The following is a 16,057-nucleotide window of genomic DNA, read 5'->3' as shown; positions in this document are numbered from 1 at the left end:
TGATGTATTTAATTGGTAGGTGCAACTGTAAGCACTTGAGTTCGCGACGATTTCCTACACACGAGCATTTGCAAGGCCCATATAGGGTACAGTCAATGACAAACCGTGACAGGTGACGATGAACCAGTCAAATCTTGTCGAACAAAGACAAATGGAGGACCATCATGGCGCGACCGACCACCAAGGAAGAACTTATCAAGGCGGCTGATGATGGCTTCGACAAACTCATAGCGTTGCTTGAGTCGCTGACACCAGATGAACGCAATGGCCGCTTTTCCTTCGACCTGAGCAAGGAGAAGGGGGCCCATTGGGCACGCGACAGGAACATCAAGGATGTGCTCGTCCATCTCTACGAGTGGCATCAGCTGCTGTTGAACTGGGTGGAGGACAACCAGCAGGGCAGGACCCACGACTTTCTTCCTGACGGCTACAACTGGCGCAATTACGGCGAAATGAATGTGAAGCTGCGGGACAAGCATGATGACACCACCTACGATCAGGCCTTGAACCTGTTTATCGAATCCCATAAGAAGGTCATGACCCTGGCGCAATCGTTCACCGACGAGCAGCTATTCACCAAGGGCGCCCTCCCATGGACAGGCAACTCTACCTTGGGCTCTGCCTTCATCTCTTCGACCTCCAGCCATTACGACTGGGCCCTGAAGAAGATACGGAAGTACTTGAAAGGACGCAAATAAGCGCTAGGATACCTGAAAAGAATCAGTTTCATACAAGACAGTAATGGGTTGCCATGCGATGTGATTCACAGGATGGGCGATCCTAAAAGCAGCATCTCAGCATATTCGTAATAGCAATGGAGCAAAACCGCGACAACCGCTTGCATAGCAATATGCAAGACGTTATCTCGGATGTAAGCACGACGGCGAAGGACACATATCCCCATAAAGGCGAAGGGACATCATCGAAAGGACATCATCAGTGAAACGATCTCGCATTGATCCAGATACTGATGATATAAGGCTGATCAAGATGGTGGCTGACGGAAATGAATCGGCCTTTGAAGCACTTTACCATAAGTATGCCCATACCGTCCAAGCCTTTATTTCCCTGCGAATATCCGACGATGAGGATGCCAGCGAAGTTTTTGCTGACACTTGGCTGGGCTGCTGGCGTTCCTCAAAAACCTTCCGTGCAGACAGCAAGGTGCTTACCTGGATACTCAGCATTGCCCGGCGGCAAATCTATATGAAACGTCGCAAACCGAAACCACCTGACCAAATGGATCAGGTGGAACTTGACTCGATAACCGATGATCAGCTGGAGCCTGTAGAACTGGTCAGTAAAGATCTGACGATGGAAATAATACGGCAAAGGATTGATGCACTCCCAGCAGAAATGGCATACACGGTGACGCTGGCATGGCTTCACGAGTTACCCTACCCGGAAATAGCCTCCCTGCTCGACGTTCCGGTCGGGACTGTGAAATCTCGCATTGCCCGGGCAAGACAGATCCTGCGCCCGCAGTTGACCGACCTCGCTCCAGTCAAAACCCAAAAACTGCAGAGCCAGAGATAATTGAAGGGGTGATTATGGCAGACCGATATAAGAGCACAAGCCCAGACAGCACAGGCCCGCTCACCGAAGAATACCGGGGTGAAGTTCAAGAGGCGCTTAGGGAAAGAGAGCAGAATGTTCAGCCGGCAGTTCCAGCTTTTAATAGCGTACTGAAGGCCATCCAACAGAAGCCGTCGCTGGCAACGGATCGACCAATACCATTCATGCGTCGAGTGCGTTCCTGTGGCCCGCTTGTTCTGGCACAATTCCGCCTCATACCGCGATATATCTTACTGGTGGAAATTGCGATAGCAGCGTGCTCCGTTTTAATTAGCAACCTTATGCAAGGTGCACGTTACGGCAGTCTCGGTACGCATATCTTTTCAAATATACTCATGCTCAACATGGCACTGACCATGATCCTGGTCTTTTCCATTAAAGATGATCGTGAATTAACGCTCAGTATGCCCCTGGGACCTCAAGTTGTAGTAGGTTCTAGGCTATTGCTGGCCTTCATCTCCAATATTGTCGTCGGGGGAGTAACCTTATTGATTGTCACTGCAATCAACCCTGGAATAAGACCCCTGACAGTTATTGCCCAAACGATAGCCCCCATAACACTCCTGGCGAATATTGTGGCCCTCTTATGCATATGGCAATGCTCGTGGATTGCACTGCTCCTAGGGGTACTTGCACCACTATTGAGAACTTTGCAGAACTTGAGGCCATCATTTTTCCTACCGGCATGGGTCAATTCGGTACCCACTACAACCGCAGCCTGGGCAGGGACCATCCTACTGACAGTGGGACTCCTATCTGCTGTTATCCTTACCGCTCCTCTTGCCTGGCATACTCGACTCGCCGGTGGAGATAAAAATTAATGAACCTTTTCATCCTCTCTCGCTACTAACTAAGCAGACGGAACGAGTAGCGAACAATGTCTGGCAGCAGCCGAGGCCAAAACCAGATATGAGGAAGGTGGACGAGGTTGGCTTTCGTAGGTATACAGCTCAAGAGGCTTTATAGGCTAGTATTACTGCCGTTCATACTGACTGCAGGTGTTCTTCTTGCGGGCTTCGTACTGGAGAGCATTTGGTCATTGCGCCGCATACGGCCGGTTATGATGGTTCTTACTCAGGTGCCAGTAATTGCTGCTGGTCTATCTACAGCTTTTGTACTCAACGGTGATCCAATCGTTGAACTTGCTGAGTCAACCCCAACTGGATGGCGGAAGGTTCAAGTGACCAGGCTGCTTATCATTACCGGAGCATTTCTTGCAGCCGCAGGCCTTCTTTTTACCGGCTTGCATATGATGCGACTTTGGCCACGCGACATGGGGTGGGTGAGCATCGTTACCCCGGTTGGCAGTATATTCATTGTCAACTGTCTGGTTTTCCTTATAGCCGTACTCACCACGTCTATGCCAACATCGTCGCTGGCTTCCATAGCTATTTGGCTGTTTTTATGTTTTATATGGGATCCATACATAACCGATCCGGTCCGGCAACGACTCATTCCATTGTTTATTGCAGCAGCAGGCGCAATCTTCGGATGGAACATGTGCGGTGATGCGGAGCGCAATGTTGTAAGGGTGGCAGCCCTATGAGGATACTGAGCCTTGTACGCATCACGCTACTGATGTTTTATCGGCGCAAGGCCTTGTGGATAGCCAGCATACCGCTGGCGCTCTTCGCCCTCTTTTTGGCCTATGCTTCTCCTATGTCACCTGGATTCAGCAACACAGATGGTCTTGTCTTTACCGGACAGGTTCTTGCTATGTTCACCCCGTTGGCATACGCAGCATCTTTTAGCGACCTTATGACTGCCGGCAGGCGAACAGGTATGGACGAACTTGAATCCACCTCCCCCTTGCCGATGGCCGTCATCCGCTCGGCTCATGTCTTGGGAGCCTGGGTCATCTGCATATCATCTTCCCTGCTTTTCCTTGTATTGATCGCGGTACACCAAGCCTTTAAAGGCAACGGTAAGGCAATACTGGTGGCCCTGGCAGTAGCACTTGTCATACTCTCACCATCAATGCTGATCGCTATGGGGATATCCGCCCTGCTAGGAGCCCTGTTGCCCACAATCGTAGCCCGAATTCTTGCCGTCCTGGCATGGGCCTGGCTGGCTTTCTATACCCCCCTATTGCCACTTCCAACGCTCAATGGCGGCCCGCTGGCCGTCATTGGTGATCCCATTGCGCAAGGATGGTTCCATACCGATCCTATATACGCACCAGCGAACGGCCCCTTTACCGTCCAATCGGGAGTCATATCCTTGCTCTGGCAGGCGTGTATTATCCTCCTTCTCTTCACTGGCGCAAACATAGCCTCCAACCACATAAAAGCTCAGGTCTGACTTTCATCTGACTCTGAAAGGAATTACTCACATGTTTATCTCTATTGACCATCTGACCAAGGATTTTCGGGGGAGACCGGCGGCTTTGAACGATCTGACCGTTGATCTTCCACAGGGCATGATAGGGCTTATTGGTCCAAATGGTGCCGGCAAAACAACCCTCATGCGCATTCTCACTGGAATAATCAAACCGACTGAAGGTAAAGTTTTTATTGATGGGCAAGACCTGTCTTTGCCGGCCAATAGGCGAAATTTAAAACGACACCTGGGTTATCTGCCTCAGCACATCACCCCGTACGACAACCTGTCGCCACTTGGATTCCTTGATTATATCGGCATCTTGAAAATGATTGGCAATAAACGTGTGCGGCAGGAGCAGGCCCATACCCTCCTGGAACAAGTGGGGTTGGATGATGTGATGAACCAACCTATCGGAGGGTTGTCCGGGGGTATGAGGCGCAGGGTTGGCATCGCACAGGCCCTTATGGGCGACCCCCAGCTGCTGGTAGTCGACGAGCCCACAGCGGGGTTGGATCCCGAAGAGCGCATGCGGTTCCGCACGCTCCTTGCCCAGCTGGGGCAGGATCGAACCGTTATCCTCTCCACCCACATACTCGATGACGTTGCACAAACCTGCCCCTGGGTATGCGTATTACGTTTCGGACGCAACCAGTATGACGGGCCGACTGAGGGGCTGATCCATGAAGCTGCCGGTCACACCTGGGTCACGCCTCCCATCGCGGCCCCACCGGATAATGCCACAATCATCAACGCGGAACCCACCCCACAGGGGACAAGATACCGCATAGTTACCGATACACCGCCCGCGGGCTCTGTAGAAACTGCGCCCAACCTTGAGGACGGATATATGGCTTTGGCCAGCGAGCGCTAGAAACCATCTCCAAGTATGAAAGAACGTCGAATGATTATAAAGCTAATCAAGCAGAGCCTCAGAACCCTTTTCCTGATATACGCCACAATTATGCTGACAGTGGGGGTTGTCGGATGCACTGATGGCATGAAGCACCCTGAAGAGTATTCCACTGATGGAAGCAATAAGGTTGCAGCCACCAGTAACCCGCAAACAATTTCGAAGGAAGATCTGGGACACACCTGGCCTTTGAAGGTAGATAAAGGTGCCGTGTCCTGCAGGCTCAGCAAGCAGGGAGACCCCATCCTCCGCTTTACCACCTCAGATGGCGCACAGTACGCACTGAACCAGGTACAAGACAATGAGCATCTCAAAAGCATTGAAACACTAAAATCAGACAAGAGTAAGTCAGTAGGAACTCTGATGAGTTTTGCCTTCTCGGTCTGCGACATACCAAAATAAACCAATTAAACCAATTTTACAGGGCTTTGCGGTTTGTCCTCTTCAGGTAGCCTACCTGATCTTACCGGGTCCAGAGCAGCCTGCCGGATTATGTATCTACATTCTGTTACAACCCTGCCATTCAACTGGCTGGCAGCGCAGTTGGAATGCACCTCTTACCACCATGTTCTGCCGGCCATCGAGGCTGGAGCCAATAATTATCTGCTCAAAGATGTAGAGCCTTATGTTTGAACCCACCGACCGTTCGAGACATCTAATCGTTGCTCTTAGAATCAAATCATGACAGGGGAGGAGGGCTTGAACTTTGCTCATTGACCGTGCGAGTTCAGATAAACTTGAGCCTTCTGTTTGTCGACAGCCAAAGCGGCTGTCAGAATAAGAATCAGGCCTTCCGGAGTGTGAATCCTGGCTTCGAGTGAGTTCCACGGCTTACGTGATGGAGCTGAAGTAGATCCCGGACGAAGGCGCTCGCATGCATCCACAATCTTGCATATCTGCTTTTCCGTGACTGCTACGCTCAGGCTTCCTATGGACTCCATATCCGCATCAGGGCTGCCAGCATTGGGGCCACTCTTGCGGAGCAGCACATCCTGAAAGGTCCAGCGCCGCAAGTGAATCATCACGCCTGGCATGGTGTATAAATTGATGAAACCCAATCCCTGCGTCCAGAAAACCTCCGATTCTTCTAGATCGTGGCTATACAGGCACATGAACATAGGCATGAGGTAAACGCCCCTATAAGGCTCCGGCGGCTCCGCATCTTTCCCTGGCTCCGGCACGGGACTTGTGCCTGCACCTGTATAAGCAGTAGCTTTGGGCTGGTCATGGTTGTGCATGGTTGCCTCGTTCCTTAGTTGAAGGATTTTCAATTGGATTCTCAAACAGAAGACGTGATACGTGGGTGGAAGACACTGACTGCGTCACTCCCATCTGGCTGTGGCTGGATCTATCCCGCTTGCACGCGCTGCAGTTTCGATTGCAACCAGCATCCATTTCGCCAATCCAGGTTCCAGTTGTTCGTAATGGCGCCTGAAACGCGGGTCGGCCACATACATTCGCCCCAGAATGACATGCATGGACGGCGTCACATGGAACCATGACAAAGCCTGCCGATGCTCGTCAATCAGTTCAAGAACCTTATCTGATGTCGGAGCCAGACCTTTTCGTTTGGCTTGTGCAAGCTCACTTTCCACGTCTTTAAGCCGGGTCATGTCCTTTTTCTGTTCTTGTTCGGAGCGGGAAGCTTTTCGCTCCGCATACTCAAGCCACTGCCTGCTAGCACCCCAGCGTTCGTATGCTTCCGACTTCGTAGGAACTGAATCATTACCTGACTTTCCCTCGGCAAGGGCTATGAGTCGGTCCAGACGATCCGCAGCTTTCCTAAAAAGCTGGATTTTCTCCTCAATACGTGAGCGCTGTCCCTGCAACTCGTCCAAAGCAAGTGGTGTCTTGCAATCGAGCAATGCCTTGATTTGTCTGGCATTGAATCCCATCTCCCTGTAGGTCACAATTCGCTCCAGCCGTGCGACGTCATCCTGCATATATTGCCGGTAATTCGACAGTCCACGAATGGGATAGATCAGTCCTTCCTCTTCCCAGTGGCGCAGCATTCTCCTACTGACCCCTGTAAGTTCAGACATCTGACCGATGCTCAAGCCGCTCTTGCTGCCTTCGCCACTGAATTCGCTCTCACGTGTCATGCCTTGACCCTAAACCCTGCCATCATGTCAAGGTCAAATCGTTTGTTTTCTGGGGGATGGGTGAGTGGGTGCATGCACACGCCGGCCCCTAGCGTCCCAATAACCAATAACAGGTTCTTGACGATAACAGGTTCTTGATGAGGACGCTTTTAGTTCTGCTTGTTTGCAAAGTAGCCCCTATCCAATCATGAAGACTACTAAATCCAGCGAGACTCTTTTCCTTTGGATGCAAATCAGCCCGTCAGCAGCGACGTGTCCCCTGCAGGGGACAGTTTCTTTTCCCGCGTTGAAGGATTGCGCCCGTCGAACTTGCATAGGAATCAGTTGAATTCCGATTGGAAGGGGAGGCGTAATGGCATATACGGACGGAAACGACGACCCGCAACTGGCTGTGTCCACACAGGGGTTGGTCAAGGCCTATGGCGGATTCAAAGCCGTGGATGGACTGAATCTTCGGGTGCCGGCAGGCGGGGTCTACGGACTGCTGGGACCAAACGGAGCCGGAAAATCGACCACCATGAAACTCCTCCTGGGATTGACAAAACCGACTGCTGGAAGCATATGGATGCTTGGACAGCAGGTCGGAAAGAAGAGCAGGATTCAGCCGGGCCGTGTGGGCTCCATGATTGAAGGACCCAGCTTCTATCCAGGCCTATCAGGTCTCGATAACTGCCGCATGGTAGCCGATTATCTGGATCTGCCAGTTTCGGCTGCCTCAGAAGTGCTCACCAAGGTTGGATTGCGGGGATACGAGAAGAGGAAGGCGGGCGCCTACTCTCTAGGGATGAAGCAGCGGCTGGGCATCGCCATGGCGCTGATCTCGCAGCCAGAGCTCCTGCTTTCGGATGAGCCCACCAATGGCTTGGATGCCGAGGCAGTGGTCGAGGTGCGACAGATAATCATGGACCTGGCCGCCTCGGAGGGGGCCACCGTCATCATCAGCAGTCATATCCTGTCCGAGATCGAAAAGATGGCTCCGGTGGTTGGCATCATTGCCGGTGGTCATTTGCTCTACCAGGGGACATTGGAAAATCTGCGCGATAAGGGTCATATCGATCTACGGGTGTCCGATCCTGGGCTCGCATCAGAGATGCTCGAAGCTCAAGGCATTCACCACGAATATATCAGGAAGAGCGCAACCCTGCGCATTCCCGAGATACCCGATCCACAAATCGGATCGCTGGTAACTCGACTGGTTTCGCATGGTCTGCAGGTATACCGTGTCGCTTCCGAACGCAAAAGCCTGGAAGAGGCCTTCCTCGAACTAGTGGAAAACCCGCAGAACCATATTCCACAAAACTATGTCTTACAGAACCATGTAGCTCAGAGTGGTATGAAGCCGTCCGGTCTTAAACGGAGGAGCACACGATGAGCTCTGTCGAATCAATCTCCATGCGGTCCGAAGAATTTCGATTGGGAAAACCGCCACGCCCATCCCATCCAGGAGGGCTACCTGTTCTGCTTTCCATGGAGCTTCGCAAGTTGAAAGGCTCCTCATTCTGGTGGATGGCCTTGGGCATGATTGTTCTGGTTTCGTCATGGTCGGGCTTGGCATTCATGAAACGAGCTGAATCTTCGAACCCCGCCACTCGTACCGTAGCCCTTGCACAAGGTGAGATCTTCCAGACCGTAGGCCTGCTGGCACCAATCCTCGCGGCCCTGCTGACCAGCCGGCTTGCCGTCATGGAGAGCAGCGAGCGCATGGATCTCAAATGGCTCTCCTTGGGCCAGAGCCCGATGGGGATGTTTCTTGCCAAGCTCGTAGTTGCGGGGTGCGCGCTTACACTTTGCTTCGTAATTCCTCTGACTTGGATACCGTTGACGGCCTCGGCACAAGGGTTCCATCTCGAGGGCAGTCTGGCCGAATACATACTCCTTCCGACACTGATTGCCTGCTTCTCATCCATGGCTGTCACGACCATACAACTCGCCCTCTCCCTGACTATCGAAAGGCAGGCTATAGGCCTGGGACTGGGTGTGATAGCCGGTCTGATCGGGACTGGACTGGCCCCGATGAGTATGCCGGGTCTGGGCTGGTTCTTCCCGGCCGGGATCAGTTCCGCCGCCAGCCCGTTCCTGTTTTCAGCCAGCTCTGATGGTTTTGCCAGAATGACCTTGGTCACCAATCCCTGGATGAAGGTCCTGACCAGCCTTCTGGCCTGCATTATCTGGTCCGGAATATCAGCATTCATCGTCAAGGTCAAGGAGCCAGACCGATGAACAGACAGTACTCGACAAACACCATAACCATTAGCCCGATGAATCGCCCTAGGCCATCGATCACTGCCGCCTTCAGATGGGAGATCCGCAAGGCCGGCAATACTTGGTACTGGCTAGCCACAGTGCTCTTCGACGCCATAGGAATATTCAACGGTTGGGACCAGTACCAGAGCTACAGACCGGACTTCCAGGCTCAAGGAGTGACCTGGGCTGCGGTCTGGGGGCAGGCGATCCTTCTGCCAAGCATGGTCTTCATACCAGTCCTGGTCGCAGCCTTTGCAGCCCAGGTTGAAGCCAGCGAGCACAAGGGACGCAACTGGCAGCGCCTTAATGCCTCCGGCATGGTCGGGACCGCCATAGTCGGGAAGATGCTGCACGGACTGCTGGCATCCCTCCTTACCGTCGCCATTTTCGAATCCGAATTCATACTCGTGGGTGTTCTGGTAGGAGGCTTCGACCCTGCGGAACTCGGTCCCTATCTTATGCGTGGCGTACCGATGACGTTGGCAGTGTGGGTCATTATGACTCTGACCCAGGCCATAGCTGCCAGAGCCGAATCCTTTGCCTCAACCATGAGCATCATGTTTCTGCTCACTCTGGCAGGCTGTGTGCTGTCGATTGCCGCACCGGCTTTGGCACTGCCGTATCCGCTGGCCCTGATCACCACTGCATCCGCAGCCCGTGACATGGGCAATATCGCGTCTACGGCCTCTATGGCGGCCTCGTGCATGACGGCAATCCTCTGGGTGCTGATCAGCCTCCTTATATTCCGGCACGAGGCCCGCAGAGCAGTCTAATTTTGATGCAGAGTCAATTAAGAGAGGATGCAGCACTCGTAAGGTCGCACATTTCAGTGTCAGACAGCATAATGGACTACCAGCAGTTACCAGGAAGAGGCTCATCGATGAGGGCAGACAAGAAGACTCAAGGTTGGATTCAGTTATGGAACCGGCCATACACGGCCTTCGTGGCAGTCTTTCTCTGCGCCATCTACGAGACGATGATGCTGACCAGGCTGATTCTCGCCCCAGGCAGTGCCAATCGAACCCTTTACCAGGTTTTGACGTCTGACAGCTGGGGCTTGCCCCTGTTCGTGGTCATTATTTTTGTCGCACTTGTCACCCTATGCCTGCGCCGCCTATATCCTATGGCGACCCTACTGGTTTTCAGTGGCCTGCTTGCCCTGACTGCCGCAATCTATGGCTCGGGATGCACCTACCTGATCATTCCTTGGCTCGTCAACCTCTACGCCTGCGCTGTAGAAGCCAAAAGCATGGCATCATTGGCAGCTGGACTGTGTAGTTCCACCATTTTGGGTCTGCTCAGCATTGCACTCTCTGCCAACTGGCATCATGATGTCCACTTCACCGACCTTCTGTATCCAACAGGTCTGGCATTCGCCCTGTGTCTGACAGTCGCCTTCCTCTCACGCTCCGTAAGGCAATCACACTTGTCAGAGCAGGCATTGGAGAAGGAGCACTCGCATGCTCTAACCCTGGCCCATGAGCGGGATCAGGCCATGTATCAGTCCAGGGTCGCCGCCGATTTGCACGACAGCGTGGGTCACGACTTGACCGCCATCATCGCCCTATCCGAGGGGATGGATCATGCCAGCGGAAAGCCGGAAATCGATGAGGCCATCTCTATGATCAACGACCTGGCACGGCAGGGATTGGATGACACCCGGACAGCTGTAAAAACCCTGCAATCAAAGGCAAGAACTGAAAACAACCCAGCGCAGCCCATAGGGGAGGGGCATGGCTGGGATGACATCAAACCCATTCTCGACCACGCCCGCCAAGCCGGAATCAGCACTGCCCTGACAGAGACTGGCCATCGACCGCAGGATTCCGAACAGGCCAACCTCGCTTTCACCGTGACCAGGGAGGCAGTCACCAATGCCCTCCGCCATGGACGGAAGGTCAACCGCATTGTGGTCTCCTGGGATCACGACAGCCAGGGCTGTATAGACATCATCGTTCGTGATGATGGCCAGCTCTTGAACAATGATGCTGACGATGGCGGTGACAACGGTACAGGCCTTGCCAGGTTAAGAGCCGAATTGCAAGCTCATGGCGGCAGCTTCCATTCAGGTCCTGGTCCGAACGGTTGGACCTTGCAGGCTCGCATACCCCCACTAGCTGCAACAGCAGCTGACAACAAGGGTAAGGAGGAAAGTGCATGATCCGTGTCATGATCGTCGACGACCAGCGCCCGACCCGCATGGGACTGGCACTCATGGTCGCCAAGGATCCAACCTTGCATGTCGTAGCACAGGCGGCCAACGGCCAAGAGGCTCTGGATCAGCTGGCCACAGCCACGGAAAATCAGCAGCCTCTGCCCAATGTGATTCTGATGGATGTGCGCATGCCTGTCATGGACGGGCTGGATGCCACCAGCCGTATCAAAAAGCTCCATCCTGAAATGAGCATTCTCATTCTGACCACCTACGACGAGGACGACTATGCGTTCACAGCTTTAGGGGCAGGCGCATCTGGATTCCTGCTCAAGGATGTCAAGACAGCCGATCTGAACAGAGCCATCCATGCGGTGCATGCAGGCGATGCCATTCTCACGCCGCGCATCACGGCCGAAGTGATCAGGAAAGGAGTTCCAAGGCCAAAAGCTAATGATAAATCTGAGGCTCGCCTTAAATTCGCGCAACTAGGCAAACGCGAACTTCAGGTCGCTTCGCTGGTTAGTCAAGGCCTGACGAATGCGGAGATTGCCAAGCGCCTCCAGCTGCAGCATGATTCGGTCAAAAAGACCGTCAGCCGCATACTGGCAAAACTCAAGGTCAGGGACCGGATCAACATCGCCGTCCTTTGGTATCAGGCCAACATGACGAATCAGTAATCGTATTGAACGCCGACTCGCTCATCCGTGGACGGAAGAAAACCGCGTCTGACTGGAATTCCTGCGTTTTAACTCTTTAACTCTTATATTGACGATAAAAATCCGCCATTTGGTTCATCAACGGCACATCCAGCTCGAAGCCCTTCGACTAGTCGAAATGCTTGGCAGAATATGTGTTATAGCTTTTGTTAGAAGGCTTTTGACCCAGTTGCTTCATGTGCTCCTTGTATTCCTTGCCGAATTGTTTTCGGTATCGCACCGAGTCCTGGGAATAGTAGACATAGGCGTGCCCGCGATCCTGGTATTCACGGAACCTGAATCGTGGATTGGACTGAAATTCCTCATGAAAGAGGTCATAACTATATCTAACCGGTACCACCTGATCATCCCGGCTCTGAGTGATGAAAATTCCCACCTCGGATTTCTTCAAGCTATCCAAAGCGGTATAGCCCGCAAACTTCCCGAACTTTACATGCTCATATAAGCCCAGGCAGGGCAGGATAAGCGAGACGGCAGGTCCGGCGATTTTTCTGCCGGGCTGACGCATCATATCGATCGAGCGATTGAATCCAGAAACCCATGACTGCGGCCTTGACCTCTGGGTGAAGGTTGAGAACAGCGCCGACGGCATAGCCTCCCCAGCTCTGACCGAACCGGAAAAGAGAAATTAGACGATTACATATCTCGATGGGAGTAAGGTAAAAATACCAAAACCCTGGCACCCACAGCTATAGCATGATTTGAAAAGCGCTATCTAACCGAAATACTACGAGACCACATGGGACGCTAACTCAAAGCAATCGAATATGGTCGTACGGACACAATAAATCGGACTAATGCATAATGCCCGACAGTGTTCCTTTATAGGTGTATTACGAAACACTTGACTGACCGACCTTACCCCTTCAGCCTCAGTTCCGGCAAATTTGAGCTTGTGCTCATAGCGCTTAACCTGCTAATGTCGTTTAGCTATATTTGTGTGTCGAATAAGACCGATCCAACCTTCACGAGTTCATCTTCCACGAGCATAATGGACCCCAAAATACACGTAATAAAACACCATCGAGTTGAAGAAACTGGTTTTAGATCACTGACATGGACACACAAATGCAAAGCCTAACACAGGACCCATTAGCATGCTGTCCATGCATCTCGCTTCAAAGGTACCGCCTCCAAACCCACCCAGGAAATCGCGTGCCACTCCAGATAAGTGATTAGAGTGCGTCCTGTCGCACCATTAGTTTAAACGAACGCATATAAGGCGTATAAAACTCGACTCGGCTCCCGCCATCGAATAGTAATTGGAATCTATCTATTAGGTGTGGAATTTGAAACAAAGTTTTATATAGAGTTGTCCTAAAGCTGCAATCGCAATGCCCTTATGCAAAGGTTGCATTATCGCAAGACAGAAGATGGAATATATAGACTAATCAATCTTTTTGAATAAGATTACTCTCTCTCCCAAAGAGCTATCTGTAAACCTTCGGTCTGTGCCTCATCTTCTGCAATTGGGAACAGAGCAACAATCCTGTATTGACCGAGATATGTGTATATGTTGCGTCTTGTGTCTCGCTTATACATTATGAAGATATGGCGTTTAAGACCTATAGAATTACCATCACGTTTGGAATTCTCTTCTTTTGGCCAACGTTCAATAATGTATTTTCTATTTGGTGTAGATGAAACAAAGTCCCAATTATCTTTTCCTTCTTTAAAAAATGATATTTGAAGGCTAGTTAAACCAGGAGAGGCAGCAGTGACATGAGGAGGATTTTTTGCATTTAAACCAGTAGATACCGTTGGCGACCGTGAGGAATGCTGATAGAAGCTGTAAACTGACGGAACTTGTTGATTTGTAAAACTAACCTTATTTTTCGCCATGAAAGTAAGTGCTTCTGGAATGGTACGGAATGTAGCCCCCTCATCAGGAATCCTCAATGATTGCGATGCAATGCCAATAGGATAGGAATCCATTTTTGTTTTCCTCCATATTCAGTGATTCAAAAATTCATCTAACACTTTACTAGTTTAGTATACGTATCATATCCTAAAAGCTGGTTAATAAGCAGATTTCCGAGAATTTGAAATAGCATTAATTACGGTCCAAGATTCTTTATTTGAAGCTTTTTTAGATCTTTGTCATTCCTAGCCACCAAAGTTGTCTTCTAAAGTTTTATGGACTCTTCGGCACTGCTTACTTTGCTATTTGATTTATCCTAATAGCTTTTATATGCTCTCAAAAGTCTGTGGAGTGGACCGCCAACACTATGCACACAGCCTAAGCAGACTGAACTGTTTCCCCGTCAATTTCGCTACAATCTCAGTGTTTAGAACTGCGTGGTAATTGGATCTGCGGCCTACCGGTTTATTGCGATCAAAATGTAATCAGGCTCCGAAATCTTCTCCTACAAATTAGGAAATTCCCCCTATCATCAGTATGATTCTGTCGACGTTTCAACAATAACAGGGATCTAAAGGTCTTCTGAGGTTTGATTCGATCGCTCAATCGTTTTGTGGATGCTTATGAACGATTTTTCCACAGAATGCCCCCTCTCATTGCTCCTGAAAAGCAGCAGCCGATACCCGACCCAGATCGTCTGGCACTGCTCGTTTCCGTTTTCGTTCGATGCTACTGCTCACAACCGCCTTGATTTCAAACCTTACGAGTAGCATTCCTATGAGATTGATTCTGGTTGGCTTCATGCCACAGACTGTGCTGTGGCTGATTAAGGCATTAATCGTGTCCGTGATACTTTGTCCCGCAGCCGTGAGCCTTTGGCGGGGCGTTTTGATGGATCCCAATCTTGTGCGGAACCAATCAGCATGCAGAAAAGTACAGTATAGGACCACCAGTACGGAAAGTCCGAGCAACATTCATGCCGTGTTTTCCTTGGACTGGTGTCAGTCGATTGCCTGCTGGCCGCCAGTTGATGGGGGCTGATCAATTGGGTGTTCATGCTCGTGTGAGCTCTGTTAACGATGCTCTTGATTCCCGCCCTGTCTTATGCAATCGTAAGGTTCGTACATCATGGATTACCGCCTGGTAAAGCTGCGAAAGGAATACGATAGGTTTCAAGAACAACTATCAAAAAGCTGGGAGTAAGTCGACAGGCGATCATTTCGATCGAAAATGGCCATTTCAATCCCCGACTTCCACCTTGCAGACGTACTCGATTCAAACAACGAGCACATATTTCAACCCTGTAACTCTCCCTTTGGCCAAACTTCAATAGGCAAGACGGTGAACTGGAGCTATCATTCTAAGCCAGATCGATAAGATAATAATATTCATTGACGATAGCAGCCCGATGGCTAATGTCAGCGCTGACTTGAGGGGCAGAGCACCAGGCAGGGAAGTTGTGCTCTCAAGCAACTACTGAAAACCATGGGCCTTTAAAACAGAAAAGATCGGTAAGACATAGCCCGTCACTTTCCTTTCACGGTGTCCTTGTATGAATGAAGGTTTATGGAGATTGCTAGTATGACAAATGTTAGAGTGGAGCACAATTCGGATTGGATATTGAGAAGCTGAAGGTTATTACCATTGATATGGGCTAGCGATTTTCCGAGGGCGGCGGATGCGGCGGATTATGCATAATTACAAGGACATCTTGTTAGCATACTGTGTTTTTTCTGCTAGTTTCTGTTGTCTATTTCCTTTATACTAAATTTAGAACGTAGTTAGTATTGGTTAAAATAGAGTTTTATGCTCTGTGTTCGGCATCGATACCTTTTGTTATTCAGTTTGTTATACTCCGGACAGCAAAAAATGCGCCTCGCCCTCCCTTTCCTTGGATTTTGGAAAATATCTTTCATTTCTCGTATCTGTTTTTTTGATATTCTTCTTTACCGGCCTATAGGAACTAAACTGTGAGTTACTGAAAGTCTCCATGTGCGGAGTCTCTGCTTCCTGCAGATTTTGCAATGAGTTGTTCATGTTCCCCTCCTTCCCCTAAATTAGGTATGCCCTTAGCGCATACGAATCGTACTTTACAATAACTTTTGACTTATTGCATCTTTTGTCAATAATTTATGGAAGACTTTTAACCGTCACGCAAGCAATACTTGTATT

Annotated in this window: 16 protein-coding genes; 12 read left to right on the top strand and 4 right to left on the bottom strand. The window is 50.7% G+C overall.

Features of this window, described 5'->3' with window-relative positions; genetic code table 11:
• Nucleotides 1-164: 164 nt before the first annotated feature.
• The 7 genes from GKC41_RS06295 (at nt 165) to GKC41_RS06265 (ending at nt 5,209) form a co-directional block, all read left to right on the top strand.
• On the top strand, nt 165-698 hold the full coding sequence (locus tag GKC41_RS06295; protein ID WP_154313468.1) for a ClbS/DfsB family four-helix bundle protein: 534 nt from the start codon (nt 165-167) through the stop codon (nt 696-698).
• A gap of 241 nt (nt 699-939) precedes the next feature.
• Complete coding sequence (locus GKC41_RS06290; protein ID WP_324612074.1) at nt 940-1,536, top strand: RNA polymerase sigma factor; 597 nt, start codon at nt 940-942, stop codon at nt 1,534-1,536.
• 14 nt (nt 1,537-1,550) lie between these two features.
• On the top strand, nt 1,551-2,396 hold the full coding sequence (locus tag GKC41_RS06285; RefSeq protein WP_154313467.1) for a hypothetical protein: 846 nt from the start codon (nt 1,551-1,553) through the stop codon (nt 2,394-2,396).
• Nucleotides 2,397-2,635: 239 nt separating this feature from the next.
• Entirely contained in the window at nt 2,636-3,121 is a 486-nt protein-coding gene (locus GKC41_RS06280; protein WP_198229339.1) for a hypothetical protein, read from the top strand.
• A complete protein-coding gene (locus GKC41_RS06275) occupies nt 3,118-3,876 on the top strand; it encodes a murein hydrolase transporter LrgB (RefSeq protein WP_154313465.1) in 759 nt (252 codons plus the stop codon). Before GKC41_RS06280 ends, GKC41_RS06275 begins: the two co-directional genes overlap by 4 nt.
• A gap of 31 nt (nt 3,877-3,907) precedes the next feature.
• Nucleotides 3,908-4,768 carry an ATP-binding cassette domain-containing protein gene (locus GKC41_RS06270; RefSeq protein WP_154313464.1) on the top strand — a complete coding sequence of 287 codons (861 nt, stop codon included), beginning with the start codon at nt 3,908-3,910 and terminating at the stop codon, nt 4,766-4,768.
• Between the two features lie 15 nt (nt 4,769-4,783).
• On the top strand, nt 4,784-5,209 hold the full coding sequence (locus tag GKC41_RS06265) for a DUF2511 domain-containing protein (protein ID WP_229281688.1): 426 nt from the start codon (nt 4,784-4,786) through the stop codon (nt 5,207-5,209).
• Between the two features lie 308 nt (nt 5,210-5,517).
• Here the strand turns inward: GKC41_RS06265 and GKC41_RS06260 are convergent, their stop codons facing one another.
• Complete coding sequence (locus GKC41_RS06260) at nt 5,518-6,045, bottom strand: VOC family protein (RefSeq protein ID WP_154313462.1); 528 nt, start codon at nt 6,043-6,045, stop codon at nt 5,518-5,520.
• Between the two features lie 84 nt (nt 6,046-6,129).
• Entirely contained in the window at nt 6,130-6,909 is a 780-nt protein-coding gene (locus GKC41_RS06255; RefSeq protein ID WP_154313461.1) for a MerR family transcriptional regulator, read from the bottom strand.
• A 406-nt stretch (nt 6,910-7,315) separates the two neighbouring features.
• Here GKC41_RS06255 and GKC41_RS06250 point away from each other — a divergent pair, with 406 nt between their 5' ends.
• The 5 genes from GKC41_RS06250 to GKC41_RS06230 all read left to right on the top strand — a co-directional run bounded on the left by GKC41_RS06250 (nt 7,316) and on the right by GKC41_RS06230 (nt 11,985).
• Complete coding sequence (locus GKC41_RS06250; protein WP_229281687.1) at nt 7,316-8,281, top strand: ABC transporter ATP-binding protein; 966 nt, start codon at nt 7,316-7,318, stop codon at nt 8,279-8,281.
• A gap of 95 nt (nt 8,282-8,376) precedes the next feature.
• On the top strand, nt 8,377-9,129 hold the full coding sequence (locus GKC41_RS06245) for an ABC transporter permease (protein WP_229281686.1): 753 nt from the start codon (nt 8,377-8,379) through the stop codon (nt 9,127-9,129).
• Nucleotides 9,126-9,926, top strand: a complete 801-nt coding sequence (locus tag GKC41_RS06240) for an ABC transporter permease (RefSeq protein ID WP_154313458.1) — start codon at nt 9,126-9,128, stop codon at nt 9,924-9,926. Before GKC41_RS06245 ends, GKC41_RS06240 begins: the two co-directional genes overlap by 4 nt.
• Nucleotides 9,854-11,314: a sensor histidine kinase gene (locus GKC41_RS09030; protein ID WP_324612073.1), complete on the top strand. Its 1,461-nt coding sequence runs from the start codon at nt 9,854-9,856 to the stop codon at nt 11,312-11,314. The genes GKC41_RS06240 and GKC41_RS09030 overlap by 73 nt, the downstream gene beginning before the upstream one ends.
• Entirely contained in the window at nt 11,311-11,985 is a 675-nt protein-coding gene (locus GKC41_RS06230; RefSeq protein WP_154313456.1) for a response regulator transcription factor, read from the top strand. Before GKC41_RS09030 ends, GKC41_RS06230 begins: the two co-directional genes overlap by 4 nt.
• 148 nt (nt 11,986-12,133) lie before the next feature.
• On the opposite strand, the gene GKC41_RS06225 is transcribed toward GKC41_RS06230, so the two are convergent.
• Both GKC41_RS06225 and GKC41_RS06220 read right to left on the bottom strand, forming a co-directional pair.
• Nucleotides 12,134-12,616: a hypothetical protein gene (locus GKC41_RS06225; RefSeq protein ID WP_154313455.1), complete on the bottom strand. Its 483-nt coding sequence runs from the start codon at nt 12,614-12,616 to the stop codon at nt 12,134-12,136.
• Nucleotides 12,617-13,434: 818 nt separating this feature from the next.
• On the bottom strand, nt 13,435-13,959 hold the full coding sequence (locus GKC41_RS06220) for a hypothetical protein (protein WP_154313454.1): 525 nt from the start codon (nt 13,957-13,959) through the stop codon (nt 13,435-13,437).
• Nucleotides 13,960-16,057: the final 2,098 nt, after the last annotated feature.

Source organism: Bifidobacterium asteroides (assembly GCF_009683175.1).
Lineage (GTDB): Bacteria > Actinomycetota > Actinomycetes > Actinomycetales > Bifidobacteriaceae > Bombiscardovia > Bombiscardovia asteroides_H.
Note: the sequence above shows the minus strand (reverse complement) of the source record. Positions and strands in the feature narration are given on the sequence as shown.

Coding starts and splice junctions, on each gene's coding strand:
- GKC41_RS06220 (WP_154313454.1), bottom strand. CDS start 13,959: ATGGATTCCTATCCTATTGGCATTGCATCGCAATCATTGAGGATTCCT.
- GKC41_RS06280 (WP_198229339.1), top strand. CDS start 2,636: ATGATGGTTCTTACTCAGGTGCCAGTAATTGCTGCTGGTCTATCTACA.
- GKC41_RS06245 (WP_229281686.1), top strand. CDS start 8,377: ATGGAGCTTCGCAAGTTGAAAGGCTCCTCATTCTGGTGGATGGCCTTG.
- GKC41_RS06270 (WP_154313464.1), top strand. CDS start 3,908: ATGTTTATCTCTATTGACCATCTGACCAAGGATTTTCGGGGGAGACCG.
- GKC41_RS06260 (WP_154313462.1), bottom strand. CDS start 6,045: ATGCACAACCATGACCAGCCCAAAGCTACTGCTTATACAGGTGCAGGC.
- GKC41_RS06255 (WP_154313461.1), bottom strand. CDS start 6,909: ATGACACGTGAGAGCGAATTCAGTGGCGAAGGCAGCAAGAGCGGCTTG.
- GKC41_RS06240 (WP_154313458.1), top strand. CDS start 9,126: ATGAACAGACAGTACTCGACAAACACCATAACCATTAGCCCGATGAAT.
- GKC41_RS06265 (WP_229281688.1), top strand. CDS start 4,784: ATGAAAGAACGTCGAATGATTATAAAGCTAATCAAGCAGAGCCTCAGA.
- GKC41_RS06285 (WP_154313467.1), top strand. CDS start 1,551: ATGGCAGACCGATATAAGAGCACAAGCCCAGACAGCACAGGCCCGCTC.
- GKC41_RS06295 (WP_154313468.1), top strand. CDS start 165: ATGGCGCGACCGACCACCAAGGAAGAACTTATCAAGGCGGCTGATGAT.
- GKC41_RS06230 (WP_154313456.1), top strand. CDS start 11,311: ATGATCCGTGTCATGATCGTCGACGACCAGCGCCCGACCCGCATGGGA.
- GKC41_RS06275 (WP_154313465.1), top strand. CDS start 3,118: ATGAGGATACTGAGCCTTGTACGCATCACGCTACTGATGTTTTATCGG.
- GKC41_RS06225 (WP_154313455.1), bottom strand. CDS start 12,616: ATGCCGTCGGCGCTGTTCTCAACCTTCACCCAGAGGTCAAGGCCGCAG.